Genomic DNA, 18,556 nt, shown 5'->3' on the forward strand with positions numbered 1-18,556 from the left:
CATGGCAAAGGGTAAGTTCGAGCGCACCAAGCCCCACGTGAACGTGGGCACGATTGGTCACGTGGACCACGGCAAGACGACGCTGACGGCGGCGCTGACGAAGATCGGTGCGGAGCGTTTCGGCGGCGAATTCAAGGCCTATGACGCGATCGACGCGGCGCCGGAAGAGAAGGCGCGCGGCATCACGATCTCGACCGCGCACGTGGAATACGAGTCCGAGAAGCGCCACTACGCGCACGTCGACTGCCCGGGCCACGCCGACTACGTCAAGAACATGATCACCGGTGCGGCGCAGATGGACGGCGCGATCCTGGTGTGTTCGGCCGCGGACGGCCCGATGCCGCAGACCCGCGAGCACATCCTGCTCTCGCGCCAGGTCGGCGTGCCGTACATCGTCGTGTTCCTGAACAAGGCCGACATGGTCGACGACGCCGAGCTGCTCGAGCTGGTCGAGATGGAAGTGCGCGAGCTGCTGTCGAAGTACGAGTTCCCGGGCGACGACACCCCGATCATCCACGGCTCGGCCCGCCTGGCGCTGGAAGGCGACCAGAGCGAGATCGGCGTGCCGGCGATCCTGAAGCTGGTCGACGCGCTCGACACCTGGATCCCGGAGCCGGAGCGTGACGTCGACAAGGCGTTCCTGATGCCGGTCGAGGACGTGTTCTCGATCTCGGGCCGCGGCACCGTGGTGACCGGCCGCATCGAGCGCGGCGTGATCAAGGTGGGCGAGGAAATCGAGATCGTCGGTATCCGCGCGACCCAGAAGACCACGGTCACGGGCGTCGAGATGTTCCGCAAGCTGCTCGACCAGGGCCAGGCGGGCGACAACGCCGGTCTGCTGCTGCGCGGCACCAAGCGTGACGACGTCGAGCGCGGCCAGGTGCTGTGCAAGCCGGGTTCGATCAAGCCGCACACCGATTTCGAAGCCGAAGTCTACGTGCTGTCGAAGGACGAGGGCGGCCGTCACACCCCGTTCTTCAAGGGCTACCGTCCGCAGTTCTACTTCCGCACCACCGACATCACCGGTGCGGTCGAGCTGCCGGAAGGCACCGAGATGGTGATGCCGGGCGACAACGTGAAGATGGTGGTCACGCTGATCAACCCGGTGGCGATGGACGAAGGCCTGCGCTTCGCGATCCGTGAAGGCGGCCGCACCGTCGGCGCCGGCGTGGTGGCCAAGATCATCAAGTGACCCGACGGCCCGCGCGTTCACCGCGCGTGGGCCCGACGATCGTCCCGGCGGCTGCCGGGATCCAGTGACCGGACGCGGAGCGCCGATTCCGCACCAGGTCGCGACGAGGCGGGCCGGCAACCCGGTCCGCCTTCGCCGTCTCAGGAAATCCGGGGCGGCGGGTTCCATCTTTACGCCAGTAGCTCAATTGGCAGAGCAGCGGTCTCCAAAACCGCAGGTTGGGGGTTCGAGTCCCTCCTGGCGTGCCATTCGCGGATCCTCCGCGCGGGGCCTGGCGCAGCACGGCCTGGCCTGTCAATCGAGCAGTCGTACAACCGATGGGTCGCCGGGACTTGAACAGCAGAGTCGAACATTCGAAGGGCGCGTCCGCGACGGATCTCGCCAAGTACGCCGGCGCGGTCCTGCTGGTGATCGCCGGCGTGTTCGCGTTCTACTGGTTCCAGGCGCAGCTCGCGACGTCCGTCCGCAGTGTGATCGTCGGGCTCTGCCTCGTCGCCGCCGTGGCGGTGTTCCTGACCACGGCCAAAGGCCACAGGACCCGCGAATTCTTCTCGGAAACGCGGTTCGAGCTGCGCAAGGTGGTCTGGCCGACGCGCCAGGAAGCGGTCCGGCTGACCTGGGTCGTGATCATCGCGGTGATCCTCATCAGCCTGATGCTGGCCGGCTTCGACCAGGTCATCCAGTGGCTCATCCGCCTCGTTCTGAGGCAGTGACGGAGTAACGATTCAGATGGAAACCGAAGGCGTCAAGCGCTGGTACGTCGTGCATGCCTATTCCGGCTTCGAGAAGTCGGTGGCCCAGGCGCTGCGCGACCGTATCGCGCGCACCGGCATGCAGGAGAAGTTCGGCGACGTGCTGGTGCCGACCGAGGAAGTGATCGAGATGCGCTCCGGCCAGAAGCGCCGTTCCGAGCGCAAGTTCTTCCCCGGTTATGTGCTGGTGCAGATCCAGACCTCGGACGACGGCGGGATTCCCCGCATGGACAACGAGAGCTGGCACCTGGTCAAGGAAACGCCGAAGGTCATGGGCTTCATCGGCGGCACCGCCGACCGGCCGTTGCCGATCCGCGACGAGGAGGCCGCGGTGATCCTCGATCGCGTGCAGGAAGGCGTCGAGAAGCCGCGTCCGAAGGTGCTGTTCGAAGCGGGCCAGATGGTGCGCGTCACCGATGGCCCGTTCAACGATTTCAACGGCGTCGTCGAAGAGGTCAACTACGAGAAGAGCCGCCTGCGCGTCGCCGTGCTCATCTTCGGCCGCTCGACCCCGGTCGAGCTGGAATTCGGGCAGGTCGAGAAGGCCTGAGCCTCTGCCGCGCTCCCTGTGACGGGAGCGCGAAATCCTGTTATAGTGCGCGGCTCGCTGTCCGGCTGAGCCGGGCATCCGCACTGGCCGCCGCATGGGCGGCCTTTCGCGCGAGATGGACAACGTGAATCCGGGACACGTGTATTCCCGGAACGATGGGGAGCCTGAGTTCAGGCGTCTGCACCCGGAGAGAAGAAGACAATGGCGAAGAAAGTCGTCGGTTACATCAAGCTGCAGGTGAAGGCCGGTCAGGCCAACCCCTCGCCGCCGGTCGGTCCTGCGCTGGGTCAGCGCGGCCTGAACATCATGGAGTTCTGCAAGGCGTTCAACGCGGCGACCTCCAAGCTGGAGCCGGGTCTGCCGACTCCGGTCATCATCACGGCCTATTCGGACCGCACGTTCACCTTCATCACCAAGAGCACGCCGGCCGCGGTGCTGCTGAAGAAGGCGGCGGGCATCACCTCCGGCTCCAAGCGTCCCAACACCGAGAAGGTGGGCAAGGTGACGCGCGCGCAGCTCGAGGAGATCGCGAAGGCGAAGGAAGCCGACCTCACGGCGGCGGAACTCGAAGCAGCAGTGCGCACCATCGCGGGTTCGGCCCGTTCGATGGGTCTGACGGTGGAGGGCTGAGACCATGGCACAGAGCAAGCGACAGAAGCGCATCCAGGCTGCCGTGCAGCCCGGCAAGAGCTACGCGATCGACGACGCCCTGAAGATCGTCAAGGACAACAGCAGCGCGAAGTTCGCCGAAGCGGTGGACGTCGCCGTGCGCCTCGGCGTCGATGCGCGCAAGTCCGACCAGCAGGTCCGCGGCTCGACCGTGCTGCCGCAGGGCACCGGCAAGAGCGTGCGCGTTGCGGTGTTCGCGCCGGCAGGCGCCAAGGCCGATGAGGCGCTGGCTGCCGGTGCCGACGTGGTCGGCATGGACGACCTGGCCGAGAAGATGCAGGCCGGCGACATCAACTACGACGTCGTGATCGCGACGCCGGACGCCATGCGCGTTGTCGGCAAGCTCGGTACGGTCCTGGGCCCGCGCGGCCTGATGCCGAACCCGAAGGTCGGCACGGTCTCCCCGAACCCGGGCGAGGCGGTGAAGAACGCGAAGGGCGGCCAGGTCCGCTACCGCACCGACAAGGCCGGCATCATCCACTGCACGATCGGCAAGGCCGATTTCGACGCCGAGAAGCTGAAGGAAAACCTGCAGGCGCTGCTCGCCGACCTGGTCAAGGCCAAGCCGGCCACGGCCAAGGGCCAGTACCTGCAGAAGATCTCGCTGAGCTCGACGATGGGCCCCGGCGTCGCCGTCGACCCCTCGACGCTGAGCATCGCGCGCTGATCGGAACGCTGTAAACGCGCCACCCCGCAGCCGGGGTGGCGTGATTTGGGGGCATCGCGACGGACTTCGGTCCGGCGCGGCGCCGTCAAAGACCGCAGGCGCGGTCGAGGTCGACGTGGCGACGGGCAGGGAGGCTCGCACTGGCAGGGAATCGCCGCCACCGAGGATCGAGACCGCTTAATCCCAAGGTGCATGCACCGGAAGGCCTGCGTAGATGGTGCTGCCTTTTCTCGTTTTTTCTGGTCAGACATCCGTCCAGCCAGACAGAAAGGCCACCACCGGGATGTCTCGCACATCCCCGGCATCCATGGATGGAGGCCGCTCAGGACCGCAAGCGGCAGGAGCCGTGAGCGGAGTTCACAATGAGGAGTGATTAATGGCTCTCAATCTGTCCCAGAAGCAGGAAGTTGTCGCCGAGCTGGCAGAAGTCGCCGCCAAGGCACACTCCTTGATCGCCGCCGAGTACGTGGGCACCACGGTCAGCCAGATGACCGCGATGCGCAAGAAGGCGCGTGAGACCGGCGTGTACTTGCGTGTCGTCAAGAACACCCTGGCCGCCCGCGCCGTGGAAGGTACCGAATACGCGTGTTCCAAGGACGCGCTGGTCGGCCCTCTGCTGTATGCGTTCTCGACCGAGGAGCCCGGCGCAGCCGGTCGCCTGATCAAGGAATTCGCCAAGACCAACGACAAGCTCCAGCCCAAGGTCGTCGTCGTCGAAGGCCAGCTGTACCCGGCCAGCCACGTCGATGTCCTGGCGTCGCTGCCGACGCTGGACCAGGCGCTGTCCATGCTCGCCCGCGTGCTGTCCGAACCCGCCGCGATGTTCGCCCGTGCCGTCAAGGCCGTCGGCGACCAGCAGGGCGGTGGCGAAGACGCGCCGACGGAAGCTGCAGCGGCCGAGACGGCCGAAACGGCGTAAGTCCGGTCTGCCGGTCCAACGAACCCCATCCCAGAAAATTTTTCAAAGGTAATCACTATGTCCCTTACCACTGAGCAGATCGTCGACGCCATCGCCGAGAAGTCCCTGATGGAAGTGATGGAGCTGGTCAAGGCCATCGAAGAGAAGTTCGGCGTCTCCGCCGCCGCTCCGGTCGCCGCGGCCGCCGCTGCCGGCCCGGCTGCTGCCGTCGAAGAGCAGACCGAGTTCACCGTCGTCCTGAAGGCCGCCGGCGAGAAGAAGGTCGAGGCCATCAAGGTCGTCCGCGCCATCACCGGCCTGGGTCTGAAGGAAGCCAAGGACCTGGTCGAAGGCGCACCGAAGGACGTCAAGGAAGGCGCCACGAAGGAAGAAGCCGAGAAGATCAAGAAGGATCTCGAAGCTGCCGGCGCGACCGTCGAAATCAAGTAAGCGGCACCTTGGCATCGCAGCACATGCTGGCGATGCACCGGGGCCGGGGGCGAAAGCCCCCGGCCCTTGGTCGTTCCTGAAATCGGAGTGGTTTCAGGACGGCCTGCAACACGACAACTGACCCAGTTGTCAGTGGGTAGTAGCGGGAGATGGCGTGCTGGTGCCGGCAATACCAGCGACTACCCAGTGGCAGCTCATCTGTTCCCGGACCGCAATGCGGTCCACCGATACATCGAGGCGTATCCATGACGACGTCCCAGCTCCAGCCGAACTACTCGTTCACCGAGAAGAAGCGCATCCGCAAGAACTTCGGCAAGCGCCGTGAGATTCTCGAGGTGCCCTTCCTGCTCGCCATCCAGGTCGATTCCTATCGCGAGTTCCTCCAGGCCGACCGCGATCCGTCGCAGCGCGAGGACCGCGGCCTGCACGCCGCGCTGAAGTCGGTGTTCCCGATCGTCAGTTACAACGGCTACGCCGCGCTGGAATACGTCGGCTACAAGCTCGGCGAGCCCGGCTTCGACGAGCGCGAGTGCCGCAACCGCGGCCTGAGCTACGGCGCCCCGCTGCGCGTGACCGTGCGCCTGGTGATCTACGACCGCGAGTCGTCGCAGAAGGCCATCAAGTACGTGAAGGAGCAGGAGGTCTACATGGGCGAGATCCCGCTCATGACCGAGAACGGCACCTTCATCATCAACGGCACCGAGCGCGTCATCGTCTCGCAGCTGCACCGCTCGCCCGGCGTGTTCTTCGACCACGACCGCGGCAAGACCCACAGCTCGGGCAAGCTGCTCTACAGCGCCCGCATCATTCCCTACCGCGGTTCCTGGCTCGACTTCGAGTTCGACCCGAAGGACGCGCTGTTCACCCGTATCGACCGTCGCCGCAAGCTGCCGGTGTCGGTGCTGCTGCGCGCGCTCGGCTACAACAATGAAGAGATGCTCAACGAGTTCTTCGACATCAACAGCTATCACATCCTCCCCGAGGGCGAGGGCGTGCAGCTGGAGCTGGTGTCGGAGCGCCTGCGCGGCGAAACGCTGAACTTCGACCTGCTCGATGGCGACAAGGTCATCGTCGAGGCGGGCAAGCGCATCACCGCGCGTCACGTCAAGCAGCTCGAGGCTTCGGGCATCACCGCGCTCGCGGTGCCGGACGACTACATGGTCGGCCAGATCCTCTCGCACGACGTGATCGATCCGTCGACCGGCGAGCTGGTCGCCACCGCCAACGACGAGATCTCGCTCGAAACGCTCGAGGCGCTGCGCAAGGCGGGCATCGAAACCATCGGCACGATCTGGGTCAACGATCTCGACCGCGGCCCGTACCTGTCGAACACGCTGCGCATCGACTCGACCAAGACCCAGCTCGACGCGCTGGTCGAGATCTACCGCATGATGCGTCCCGGCGAGCCGCCGACCAAGGATGCCGCGCAGAACCTGTTCCACAACCTGTTCTTCACCTTCGAGCGCTACGACGTCTCGAGCGTGGGCCGGATGAAGTTCAACCGTCGCCTCGGCCGCAAGGAAACCGAAGGCGCGTCCGTGCTCTACGACGCGAAGTACTTCGCCGAGCGCAAGGACGAGGATTCGGTGCGCCTGCGCGGCGAGTTCGGCCAGAGCTCCGACATCCTCGACGTCATCCGCGTGCTGACCGAGATCCGCAACGGTCGCGGCGTCGTCGACGACATCGACCACCTCGGCAACCGCCGCGTGCGCAGCGTCGGTGAAATGGCCGAGAACGTGTTCCGCGTGGGCCTGGTCCGCGTCGAGCGCGCCGTGCGCGAGCGCCTGACGATGGCCGAGGCCGATGGCCTGACCCCGCAGGAGCTCATCAACGCCAAGCCGGTCGCGGCTGCGGTCAAGGAATTCTTCGGCTCCTCGCAGCTGTCGCAGTTCATGGACCAGAACAACCCGCTGTCGGAAGTCACGCACAAGCGTCGCGTCTCGGCCCTGGGGCCGGGCGGTCTGACCCGCGAGCGCGCCGGCTTCGAAGTGCGCGACGTGCATCCCACGCACTACGGCCGCGTCTGCACCATCGAAACGCCGGAAGGCCCGAACATCGGCCTGATCAACTCGCTGGCGACCTTCGCACGCACCAACCGCTACGGCTTTCTCGAGACGCCGTACCGCAAGGTCGTCGACAGCCGCGTCACCGACGAGATCGAGTACCTCTCGGCGATCGAGGAGAACGACTACGTCATCGCCCAGGCCAATGCCGTCCAGGACGACAAGGGCACGATGACCCAGCAGTTCGTCGACTGCCGCTTCCAGGGCGAGTCGCTGCTCAAGCCGCCGGCGGAAATCCATTACATGGACGTCTCGCCGATGCAGACCGTGTCGGTCGCGGCCGCACTCGTGCCGTTCCTCGAGCACGACGACGCCAACCGCGCACTGATGGGGGCCAACATGCAGCGCCAGGCCGTGCCCACGCTGCGTGCGCAGAAGCCGCTGGTCGGGACCGGCATCGAGCGCGCCGTGGCGCGCGACTCGGGCGTGACCGTGAACGCCCGCCGTGGCGGCGTGATCGAGCAGATCGACGCCGGCCGCGTCGTGGTCAAGGTCAATGAAGAAGAGATCTCCGGCGAGCACGATGCCGGCGTCGACATCTACAACCTGATCAAGTACACGCGCTCCAACCAGAACACCTGCATCAACCAGCGTCCGCTGGTGAACGTGGGTGACGTGGTCGCGCGCGGCGACGTGCTGGCCGACGGTCCCTCGACCGACATCGGCGAGCTGGCGCTGGGGCAGAACATGCTGGTCGCGTTCATGCCGTGGAACGGCTACAACTTCGAAGACTCGATCCTGCTGTCGGAGCGCGTCGTCAAGGAAGACCGCTACACGACGATCCACATCGAGGAGCTGACCGCGGTCGCCCGCGACACGAAGCTCGGGCCGGAGGAGATCTCCGCCGACATCCCGAACGTGTCCGAGAACGCGCTCAACCGTCTGGACGAGTCCGGCGTGGTGTACATCGGCGCCGAAGTGCGCGCCGGCGACATTCTGGTCGGCAAGGTCACGCCCAAGGGTGAGAGCCAGCTGACCCCGGAAGAGAAGCTGCTGCGCGCGATCTTCGGCGAGAAGGCGTCCGACGTGAAGGACAGCTCGCTGCGCGTGCCCCCGGGCATGGACGGCACCGTCATCGACGTGCAGGTCTTCACCCGCGACGGCATCGAGAAGGACAAGCGTGCCAAGCAGATCGAAGAGTCCGAGATCAAGCGCGTCAAGAAGGACTTCGACGACCAGTTCCGCATTCTCGAGAGCGCGATCTATGCGCGACTGCGTTCGCAGATCCAGGGCAAGGTCGCCAACGGCGGCCCCGGCCTGAAGAAGGGCGACACGGTCAGCTCGCTCGTGCTCGACGGCCTGAAGAAGTCCGACTGGTTCCAGATCCGCATGAAGGACGAGGACGCGTCGGACGCGATCGAACGTGCGCAGAAGCAGATCGACGCGCATCAGAAGGAGTTCGAGAAGCGATTCGCCGACAAGCGCGGCAAGATCACCCAGGGCGATGATCTCGCGCCGGGCGTGCTGAAGATGGTCAAGGTCTACCTGGCCGTGAAGCGCCGCATCCAGCCGGGCGACAAGATGGCCGGCCGCCACGGCAACAAGGGTGTGGTCTCGACCATCGTGCCCGTGCAGGACATGCCGTACATGGCGAACGGCAATACCGTCGACATCGTGCTCAACCCGCTGGGCGTGCCGTCGCGTATGAACATCGGCCAGATCCTCGAAGTGCACCTGGGCCTCGCGGCCAAGGGGCTCGGCGAGAAGATCCAGCGGATGCTCGACGCCCAGGCCAAGGTGGCCGAGCTGCGGACGTTCCTCGACCAGATCTACAACCACGACCGGAAGACGTTCGCCGAGCGCGTGGATCTGACCCAGTTCAGCGACGAGGAGCTGCTGAGGCTCGCCGGCAACCTGACCGACGGCGTGCCGATGGCGACGCCGGTGTTCGACGGCGCTGCGGAGTCCGAGATCAAGGCCATGCTGGAACTGGCGGATCTTCCGACCAGCGGCCAGACCCGCCTATTCGACGGCCGCACCGGCGAGGCGTTCGAGCGCGAGGTCACCGTGGGCTACATGCACATGCTCAAGCTCAACCACCTGGTGGACGACAAGATGCACGCGCGTTCGACCGGCCCGTACTCGCTCGTCACCCAGCAGCCGCTGGGCGGCAAGGCGCAGTTCGGCGGTCAGCGCTTCGGCGAGATGGAAGTCTGGGCGCTGGAAGCGTACGGCGCGGCCTACACCCTGCAGGAAATGCTGACGGTGAAGTCCGACGACGTGCAGGGCCGCAACCAGATGTACAAGAACATCGTCGACGGCGAGCACGAGATGGTCGCCGGCATGCCGGAGTCGTTCAACGTGCTGGTCAAGGAAATCCGTTCGCTGGCGATCAACATGGAGCTGGAGGAGCACTGAGGCAGGACGCCCGTCGCGCGGCGCATGAGCGCGCCGCGCGCGACCGCGATCCATCACGCCCCAGGTTCCCCATTCCCGGAGTAAAGACATGAAAGACCTGCTCAATCTCTTCAACCAGCAGCGCCAGATCCCGGATTTCGACGCGATCAAGATCGCGCTCGCCAGTCCCGACCTGATCCGTTCGTGGTCGTTCGGCGAGGTGAAGAAGCCCGAGACGATCAACTACCGCACGTTCAAGCCCGAGCGCGACGGCCTGTTCTGCGCCGCGATCTTCGGTCCGATCAAGGACTACGAGTGCCTGTGCGGCAAGTACAAGCGCATGAAGCACCGCGGCGTCGTGTGCGAGAAGTGCGGCACCGAAGTCACGCTGGCCAAGGTGCGCCGCGAGCGCATGGGCCACATCGACCTGGCCTCGCCGGTCGCGCACATCTGGTTCCTCAAGTCGCTGCCCAGCCGCATCGGCCTGATGCTGGACATGACACTGCGCGACATCGAGCGCATCCTGTACTTCGAGGCGTTCGTCGTCACCGAGCCGGGCCTGACTCCGCTCGAGCGCGGCCAGCTGCTCAACGAAGAGCAGTTCATGCAGATGCGCCAGGAACACGGCGACGACTTCGACGCCGCGATGGGCGCCGAGGCGGTCTACGACCTGCTGCGCACGATCGACCTGCAGGCCGAAATGGCCCGCCTGAAGGAAGAGATCGCCGCCACCGGTTCTGAAACCAAGCTCAAGCGCCTCACCAAGCGCATCAAGCTGGTCGAGGCCTTCATCGAGTCGGGCAACCGGCCCGAGTGGATGATCATGACCGTGCTGCCGGTGCTGCCGCCGGACCTGCGTCCGCTGGTGCCGCTGGACGGTGGCCGCTTCGCGACCTCGGATCTCAACGATCTGTACCGCCGCGTCATCAACCGCAACAACCGCCTGCGTCGCCTGCTCGAACTCAACGCGCCCGACATCATCGTGCGCAACGAGAAGCGCATGCTGCAGGAGTCGGTCGATGCGCTGATGGACAACGGCCGCCGCGGCCGCGCCATCACCGGCACCAACAAGCGTCCGCTCAAGTCGCTCGCCGACATGATCAAGGGCAAGCAGGGCCGCTTCCGCCAGAACCTGCTCGGCAAGCGCGTCGACTACTCGGGCCGTTCGGTCATCGTGGTCGGCCCGACGCTGCGCCTGCACGAGTGCGGCCTGCCGAAGAAGATGGCGCTGGAGCTGTTCAAGCCCTTCATCTTCGCCAAGCTGCAGCGCCGTGGCCTCGCCACGACGATCAAGGCCGCCAAGAAGCTCGTCGAGCGCGAAGAGGCCGAGGTGTGGGACATCCTCGAAGAGGTGATCCGCGAGCACCCGGTCATGCTCAACCGCGCGCCGACGCTGCACCGCCTGGGCATCCAGGCGTTCGAGCCGGTGCTGATCGAAGGCAAGGCGATCCAGCTGCATCCGCTGGTGTGTACCGCGTTCAACGCCGACTTCGACGGCGACCAGATGGCCGTCCACGTGCCGCTGAGCCTTGAAGCCCAGCTCGAGGCGCGTGCGCTGATGATGGCGTCGAACAACATCCTCTCGCCCGCCAACGGCGAGCCGATCATCGTGCCGTCGCAGGACGTCGTGCTCGGCCTGTACTACATGACCCGTGCGCTGGAGAACATCCAGGGCGAGGGCATGATCTTCGCCAACATCGCGGAAGTGCGTCGCGCATTCGACAACAAGGCCGCCGGCCTGCACGCCAAGATCAAGGTGCGCATCCGCCAGACAGTGATCGGCGAAGACGGCTCGCGCGAGAAGGTGACCTCGATCGTGGACACGACCGTGGGTCGTGCGCTGCTGCTCGAGATCATGCCCGACGGGCTGCCCTTCGAACTGGCCAACACCGAGCTCAACAAGAAGAACATCAGCCGGCTGATCAACTCCTGCTACCGCCGTCTGGGACTCAAGGACACGGTCGTGTTCGCCGACAAGCTGATGTACACCGGCTTCGCCAACGCGACCCGTGCGGGTGTGTCGATCGGCATCAACGACATGACCATTCCGTCCGAGAAGAAGGGCATCCTGGCCGAGGCCGAGACCGAGGTGCTGGAGATCCAGCAGCAGTACCAGTCCGGTCTCGTCACCGCCGGCGAGCGCTACAACAAGGTCGTCGACATCTGGTCGCGTACGAACGAGCGCATCGCCAAGGCGATGATGGACACCATCGGTACCGAGAAGGTCGTCAATGCCAAGGGCGAGACCATCGACCAGAAGTCGATGAACTCGCTCTACATCATGGCCGACTCCGGTGCGCGTGGTTCGCAGGCCCAGATCCGCCAGCTGGCCGGTATGCGCGGCCTGATGGCCAAGCCCGACGGCTCGATCATCGAGACGCCGATCATCGCGAACTTCCGCGAAGGCCTGAACGTCCAGGAGTACTTCAACTCCACCCACGGTGCCCGCAAGGGTCTGGCCGATACCGCGCTCAAGACCGCGAACTCCGGTTACCTGACGCGTCGCCTCGTCGACGTGGCCCAGGACGTGGTGATCACCGAGGTCGATTGCGGCACGCTCGACGGCCTGATGATGACCCCGATCGTCGAAGGCGGCGACGTGGTCGAACCGCTGCGCGACCGCGTGCTGGGTCGTGTCGTGGCCGAGGACGTGTTCCTGCCGGGCAACGACGAGGATCCGATTGTCACCCGCAACACGCTGCTCGACGAGCAGTGGGTCATGCGGCTCGAGGAAGCGGGCGTCCAGTCGATCAAGGTGCGCTCGACGATCACCTGCGAGGCGAGCTTCGGCGTCTGCGCCATGTGTTACGGCCGCGATCTCGGCCGCGGCCACCTGGTCAACCAGGGCGAGGCCGTCGGCGTCGTCGCCGCGCAGTCGATCGGTGAACCCGGCACCCAGCTGACCATGCGGACGTTCCACATCGGTGGTGCGGCGTCGCGTGCGGCCGCCATCGACAACGTGACGGTCAAGACCACCGGCTCCATCAAGTTCAACAACCTGAAGTTCGTCACCCACGAGAGCGGCAACCTGGTCGCGGTCTCGCGCTCCGGCGAGCTCTCGGTGCTCGACGGCCACGGCCGCGAGCGCGAGCGCTACAAGCTGCCCTACGGCGCGACGATCACCGTCAAGGACGGCGATGCGATCAAGGCCGGCCAGACCGTCGCGAACTGGGATCCGCACAACCACCCGATCGTGTCGGAAGTGGCGGGCTTCATCCGCTTCATCGATTTCGTCGAAGGCATCACGGTCATCGAGAAGACCGACGAGCTGACGGGCCTGGCGTCACGCGAGATCACCGATCCCAAGCGGCGTGGTTCGCAGGGCAAGGATCTGCGTCCGATCGTCCGCATCGTCGATGCCAAGGGCAACGACCTGTCGATCCCGGGCACCGACCTGCCGGCGCAGTACCTGCTGCCGCCGCGCTCGATCGTCAACCTGCAGGACGGTGACCCCGTCGGCGTGGGCGACGTGGTGACCAAGGTGCCGCAGGAAGCGTCCAAGACCCGCGACATTACCGGCGGTCTGCCGCGCGTGGCCGACCTGTTCGAAGCGCGCAAGCCGAAGGACCAGGCGATCCTCGCCGAGATCTCCGGCATCGTGAGCTTCGGCAAGGACACCAAGGGCAAGCAGCGCCTGATCATCAAGGGCACCGACGGTGTCGATCACGAAGAGCTGATCCCCAAGTACCGCCAGATCATCGTGTTCGAAGGCGAGCACGTGGAGAAGGGCGAGACCGTGGTGGACGGCGAGCCGGGTCCGCAGGACATCCTGCGCCTGAAGGGTGTCGAGGAGCTCGCGTCGTACCTGACCAAGGAGATCCAGGACGTCTACCGCCTGCAGGGCGTCAAGATCAACGACAAGCACATCGAGGTGATCGTTCGCCAGATGCTGCGCAAGGTCGAGATCACCGACGGCGGCGACAGCCGCTTCCTCAACGGCGAGCAGGTCGAGCGTCAGCGGGTGCTGGAGGACAACATCAAGCATCTCGCCAAGAACGAGCTTCCGGCGAAGTTCGATCCGGTCCTGCTCGGCATCACCAAGGCTTCGCTGGCGACGGAATCCTTCATCTCAGCGGCGTCCTTCCAGGAGACCACCCGCGTGCTGACCGAGGCGGCCGTGCGCGGCACCCGCGACAGCCTGCGCGGCCTCAAGGAGAACGTGATCGTCGGTCGCCTGATTCCTGCCGGTACCGGTCTCGCGTACCACACGCAGCGCCGCCGCGCGGCGTCGGGCCTGACCGATTCGGAGATGGAGACCCTCGCAGGGCCCGTCGCCGAGGCCGCACCGGTGGTGCTGCCGCCGGAGCAGGTGATGCTGGAAGACGCGCCGGCCACCCAGATGGGTGACAGCGACGAGCACCAGGGCTAAGATAGCCTTCTTTGGCGGCCCCTCGCGGGCCGCCCAGACTCCGAAATGAGGCGCAGGATGCGGCTCGTATTCGGTCCAGGACGGACGGGACGTTGTTATGTCGGGCTGGGCCCCTGTGGCCAGCCGGCGGCGGTATCAGCTCGCGTTGACGCAAATCGTCGGCGCGGGCTATACTTTTTCGTCTGGCAGACGGTTTTCCGTCTGCCTTCGTTTTCACCGGGCCCCGGCCCGAAACCACAGAACCCGAGACTGATGGCAACGATCAACCAGCTGGTGCGGAAGCCGCGCAGCCCCGAAACATACAAGAGCACGTCGCCCGCGTTGGCGAATTGCCCGCAGCGCCGTGGCGTCTGCACCCGCGTCTACACCACGACCCCGAAGAAGCCGAACTCGGCTCTGCGCAAGGTCGCCAAGGTGCGCCTGACCAACGGCTACGAAGTGATTTCGTACATCGGTGGCGAAGGCCACAACCTGCAGGAGCACAGCGTGGTGCTGATCCGCGGCGGTCGCGTCAAGGACCTGCCCGGCGTGCGTTACCACACCGTTCGCGGTTCGCTCGACGCCGCCGGCGTCGCGAAGCGCAAGCAGGCACGTTCGAAGTACGGCGCCAAGCGTCCGAAGGGCTGAGGAATAGACAATGTCGCGTAAAGGAAACACCCCGCAGCGTGCGGTGCTGCCCGATCCCAAGCACCACAGCGACACGATCGCGCGCTTCATCAACATGGTCATGAAGAGCGGCAAGAAGTCGGTGGCCGAGAAGATCGTCTACGGCGCCATGGACGTCATCGGCGAGAAGAACCCCGATGCGCTGGAGCTCGTGGAAAAGGCGCTCGGCAACGTGTCGCCGGCCGTCGAGGTCAAGTCGCGCCGTGTCGGTGGCGCGACGTACCAGGTGCCGGTCGAAGTGCGCGCCTCGCGCCGCATGGCGCTGGCGATGCGCTGGCTGATCGAGTCGGCGCGCAAGCGCGGCGAGAACACCATGCCGCGCAAGCTGGCCGCCGAGCTGATCGACGCCTCGGAGAACCGTGGCGGTGCGATCAAGAAGCGTGAAGAGACCCACCGCATGGCCGACGCCAACAAGGCGTTCGCGCACTACCGCTGGTAAGCGGACCCGCGGGCTCCGGTTGATACCGGGGCCCGCCGGCACCATCCATGGTGCCTCCAGGCGGTCACAGACCGCACGCAGGATCCGAAGGCCGCCGCAAGGCGGCATTCGTCCATTCAAGCGATTCCATCGCGAAGGCTCCGCGCTCCATCGGGACTTCGCCATTCAATACGAGAGACTGACGTGGCTCGCACGACTCCCATCGACCGTTACCGCAACTTCGGCATCATGGCCCACATCGATGCCGGCAAGACGACGACTTCCGAGCGCATCCTGTTCTACACCGGCAAGAGCCACAAGATCGGCGAAGTGCACGATGGCGCCGCGACCATGGACTGGATGGAGCAGGAACAGGAACGTGGCATCACGATCCAGTCCGCTGCGACCACTGCGTTCTGGAAGGGAATGGACAAGTCGTTCCCGGAGCACCGTTTCAACATCATCGACACCCCCGGCCACGTCGACTTCACGATCGAAGTCGAACGCTCTCTGCGCGTACTCGACGGCGCGGTGTTCGTGCTGTGTGCGGTCGGCGGTGTGCAGCCGCAGTCCGAGACCGTGTGGCGCCAGGCCAACAAGTACCAGGTGCCGCGCATCGCGTTCGTCAACAAGATGGACCGCACCGGCGCGAACTTCTTCAAGGTGCGCGACCAGCTGAAGTCGCGTCTCGGCGCGGCGCCGGTGCCGATGCAGATTCCGATCGGCGCCGAGGACGGCTTCGAGGGCGTGGTCGACCTGATCAAGATGAAGGCGATCCATTGGGACACCGCGTCCCAGGGTCTGAACTTCGAGTACCGCGAGATCCCGGCCGAACTGCAGGCGCAGGCGGACGAGGCGCGCGCGTACATGATCGAGTCGGCCGCCGAGGCCGACGAAGAGCTGATGAACAAGTATCTCGAAGGCGGCGAGCTGACCGAGGACGAGATCGTCGAGGGCCTGCGCCAGCGCACGCTCAAGACCGAGATCGTGCCGATGTTCTGCGGCTCGGCCTTCAAGAACAAGGGCGTCCAGGCGATGCTCGACGGCGTCATCAAGCTGCTGCCGTCGCCGGTCGACGTGCCGGCGGTGAAGGGCGTCGACGTCGACGACGAGACCAAGGAGCTGTCGCGCGAATCCAGCGACAAGGCGCCGTTCTCCGCGCTCGCCTTCAAGATCATGACCGACCCGTTCGTGGGTTCGCTGACGTTCTTCCGGGTGTACTCGGGTTCGCTCAACGCCGGTGACCAGGTGATGAACTCGGTCAAGGGCAAGAAGGAGCGCATCGGCCGCCTGCTGCAGATGCATTCCAACAACCGTGAAGAGATCAAGGAAGTCCTGGCCGGCGACATCGCCGCGGCCGTGGGCCTGAAGGACGTCACCACCGGCGACACGCTGTGCGCGCAGGACGCGCCGATCGTGCTCGAGCGGATGACGTTCCCGGAGCCGGTGATCTCGATGGCGGTCGAGCCCAAGACCAAGTCGGACCAGGAGAAGATGGGTCTGGCGCTCGGTCGCCTTGCGCAGGAGGATCCGTCCTTCCGCGTGCGCACCGACGAGGAATCCGGCCAGACCATCATCGCCGGCATGGGCGAGCTGCATCTGGACATCATCGTCGACCGCATGAAGCGCGAGTTCAACGTGGAAGCCAACGTCGGCAAGCCGCAGGTGGCCTACCGCGAGACGATCCGCAAGACGGTGAAGTCGGAAGGCAAGTTCGTGCGCCAGTCGGGCGGCAAGGGCCAGTTCGGCCACGTGTGGCTCGAGATCTCGCCGCAGGAATCGGGCGAAGGCTACGTGTTCGAGAACGCCATCGTCGGCGGCGTGGTGCCGAAGGAATACATCCCGGCGGTCGACAAGGGCATCCAGGAAGTGCTGGCCAACGGCATCATGGCGGGCTATCCGATCGTCGACGTCAAGGTGAAGCTGGTCGACGGTTCGTACCACGAGGTCGACTCGTCCGAAATGGCGTTCAAGATCGCCGGCTCGATGGGCTTCAAGGACGGCTTCAACCGCGCCAGCCCGGTGCTGCTCGAGCCGATCATGAAGGTCGAAGTGGTCACGCCGGAGGATTACCTCGGCGACGTGATGGGCGACGTCAGCCGTCGCCGCGGCATCCTGCAGGGCCAGGACGACAGCCCGTCCGGCAAGATCATCAACGCGATGATCCCGCTCGGTGAGATGTTCGGTTACGCCACGACGCTGCGCTCGATGTCGCAGGGTCGCGCGACGTACTCGATGGAGTTCGACCATTACGCCGAGGCCCCGGCCAACATCGCCGAGACCGTCACCAAGAAGTGATTCGTGAGACCGGGTCCGCACCGCCAGGTGTGGATCCGGTTCGTCACCGATCACGAATCACCAATCACGAATTACGGAGTTTTCTGTCATGGCAAAGGGTAAGTTCGAGCGCACCAAGCCCCACGTGAACGTGGGCACGATTGGTCACGTGGACCACGGCAAGACGACGCTGACGGCGGCGCTGACGAAGATCGGTGCGGAGCGTTTCGGCGGCGAATTCAAGGCCTATGACGCGATCGACGCGGCGCCGGAAGAGAAGGCGCGCGGCATCACGATCTCGACCGCGCACGTGGAATACGAGTCCGAGAAGCGCCACTACGCGCACGTCGACTGCCCGGGCCACGCCGACTACGTCAAGAACATGATCACCGGTGCGGCGCAGATGGACGGCGCGATCCTGGTGTGTTCGGCCGCGGACGGCCCGATGCCGCAGACCCGCGAGCACATCCTGCTCTCGCGCCAGGTCGGCGTGCCGTACATCGTCGTGTTCCTGAACAAGGCCGACATGGTCGACGACGCCGAGCTGCTCGAGCTGGTCGAGATGGAAGTGCGCGAGCTGCTGTCGAAGTACGAGTTCCCGGGCGACGACACCCCGATCATCCACGGCTCGGCCCGCCTGGCGCTGGAAGGCGACCAGAGCGAGATCGGCGTGCCGGCGATCCTGAAGCTGGTCGACGCGCTCGACACCTGGATCCCGGAGCCGGAGCGTGACGTCGACAAGGCGTTCCTGATGCCGGTCGAGGACGTGTTCTCGATCTCGGGCCGCGGCACCGTGGTGACCGGCCGCATCGAGCGCGGCGTGATCAAGGTGGGCGAGGAAATCGAGATCGTCGGTATCCGCGCGACCCAGAAGACCACGGTCACGGGCGTCGAGATGTTCCGCAAGCTGCTCGACCAGGGCCAGGCGGGCGACAACGCCGGTCTGCTGCTGCGCGGCACCAAGCGTGACGACGTCGAGCGCGGCCAGGTGCTGTGCAAGCCGGGTTCGATCAAGCCGCACACCGATTTCGAAGCCGAAGTCTACGTGCTGTCGAAGGACGAGGGCGGCCGTCACACCCCGTTCTTCAAGGGCTACCGTCCGCAGTTCTACTTCCGCACCACCGACATCACCGGTGCGGTCGAGCTGCCGGAAGGCACCGAGATGGTGATGCCGGGCGACAACGTGAAGATGGTGGTCACGCTGATCAACCCGGTGGCGATGGACGAAGGCCTGCGCTTCGCGATCCG

The 18,556-nt window shown here is 65.4% G+C and carries 13 protein-coding genes and 1 tRNA gene; all 14 read left to right on the forward strand.

Going from position 1 to position 18,556, the window contains the following annotated elements; all coding sequences use genetic code 11:
• Position 1: 1 nt before the first annotated feature.
• Positions 2-1,192, forward strand: a complete 1,191-nt coding sequence (gene tuf / locus H0E82_RS02795) for an elongation factor Tu (RefSeq protein WP_180543526.1) — start codon at positions 2-4, stop codon at positions 1,190-1,192.
• Positions 1,193-1,364: 172 nt separating this feature from the next.
• Positions 1,365-1,440, forward strand: a tRNA-Trp gene (locus H0E82_RS02800).
• 84 nt (positions 1,441-1,524) lie between these two features.
• On the forward strand, positions 1,525-1,905 hold the full coding sequence (gene secE, locus H0E82_RS02805; RefSeq protein ID WP_180543528.1) for a preprotein translocase subunit SecE: 381 nt from the start codon (positions 1,525-1,527) through the stop codon (positions 1,903-1,905).
• 16 nt (positions 1,906-1,921) lie between these two features.
• Positions 1,922-2,494, forward strand: a complete 573-nt coding sequence (gene nusG, locus H0E82_RS02810; protein ID WP_180543530.1) for a transcription termination/antitermination protein NusG — start codon at positions 1,922-1,924, stop codon at positions 2,492-2,494.
• 201 nt (positions 2,495-2,695) lie between these two features.
• Positions 2,696-3,124, forward strand: coding sequence for a 50S ribosomal protein L11 (rplK, locus tag H0E82_RS02815; protein ID WP_180543532.1), 429 nt, complete (start codon positions 2,696-2,698; stop codon positions 3,122-3,124).
• A 4-nt stretch (positions 3,125-3,128) separates the two neighbouring features.
• Complete coding sequence (gene rplA / locus H0E82_RS02820) at positions 3,129-3,830, forward strand: 50S ribosomal protein L1 (RefSeq protein ID WP_180543534.1); 702 nt, start codon at positions 3,129-3,131, stop codon at positions 3,828-3,830.
• A gap of 376 nt (positions 3,831-4,206) precedes the next feature.
• Positions 4,207-4,749: a 50S ribosomal protein L10 gene (gene rplJ / locus H0E82_RS02825; protein WP_180543536.1), complete on the forward strand. Its 543-nt coding sequence runs from the start codon at positions 4,207-4,209 to the stop codon at positions 4,747-4,749.
• Positions 4,750-4,806: 57 nt separating this feature from the next.
• Entirely contained in the window at positions 4,807-5,178 is a 372-nt protein-coding gene (gene rplL, locus H0E82_RS02830; RefSeq protein WP_180543538.1) for a 50S ribosomal protein L7/L12, read from the forward strand.
• A gap of 245 nt (positions 5,179-5,423) precedes the next feature.
• A complete protein-coding gene (gene rpoB, locus H0E82_RS02835) occupies positions 5,424-9,599 on the forward strand; it encodes a DNA-directed RNA polymerase subunit beta (protein ID WP_180543540.1) in 4,176 nt (1,391 codons plus the stop codon).
• 88 nt (positions 9,600-9,687) lie between these two features.
• Complete coding sequence (gene rpoC / locus H0E82_RS02840) at positions 9,688-13,947, forward strand: DNA-directed RNA polymerase subunit beta' (protein WP_235974151.1); 4,260 nt, start codon at positions 9,688-9,690, stop codon at positions 13,945-13,947.
• A 252-nt stretch (positions 13,948-14,199) separates the two neighbouring features.
• A complete protein-coding gene (gene rpsL / locus H0E82_RS02845) occupies positions 14,200-14,574 on the forward strand; it encodes a 30S ribosomal protein S12 (protein WP_024891235.1) in 375 nt (124 codons plus the stop codon).
• A gap of 10 nt (positions 14,575-14,584) precedes the next feature.
• Positions 14,585-15,052 carry a 30S ribosomal protein S7 gene (gene rpsG / locus H0E82_RS02850; protein ID WP_180543542.1) on the forward strand — a complete coding sequence of 156 codons (468 nt, stop codon included), beginning with the start codon at positions 14,585-14,587 and terminating at the stop codon, positions 15,050-15,052.
• 183 nt (positions 15,053-15,235) lie between these two features.
• Positions 15,236-17,329: an elongation factor G gene (gene fusA, locus H0E82_RS02855; RefSeq protein ID WP_180543544.1), complete on the forward strand. Its 2,094-nt coding sequence runs from the start codon at positions 15,236-15,238 to the stop codon at positions 17,327-17,329.
• A gap of 88 nt (positions 17,330-17,417) precedes the next feature.
• On the forward strand, positions 17,418-18,556 hold a 1,139-nt coding region (tuf, locus tag H0E82_RS02860), incomplete at its 3' end, for an elongation factor Tu (protein WP_180543505.1).

Origin of the sequence: Luteimonas deserti, from assembly GCF_013425765.1 — a bacterium.
GTDB lineage: Bacteria > Pseudomonadota > Gammaproteobacteria > Xanthomonadales > Xanthomonadaceae > Luteimonas > Luteimonas deserti.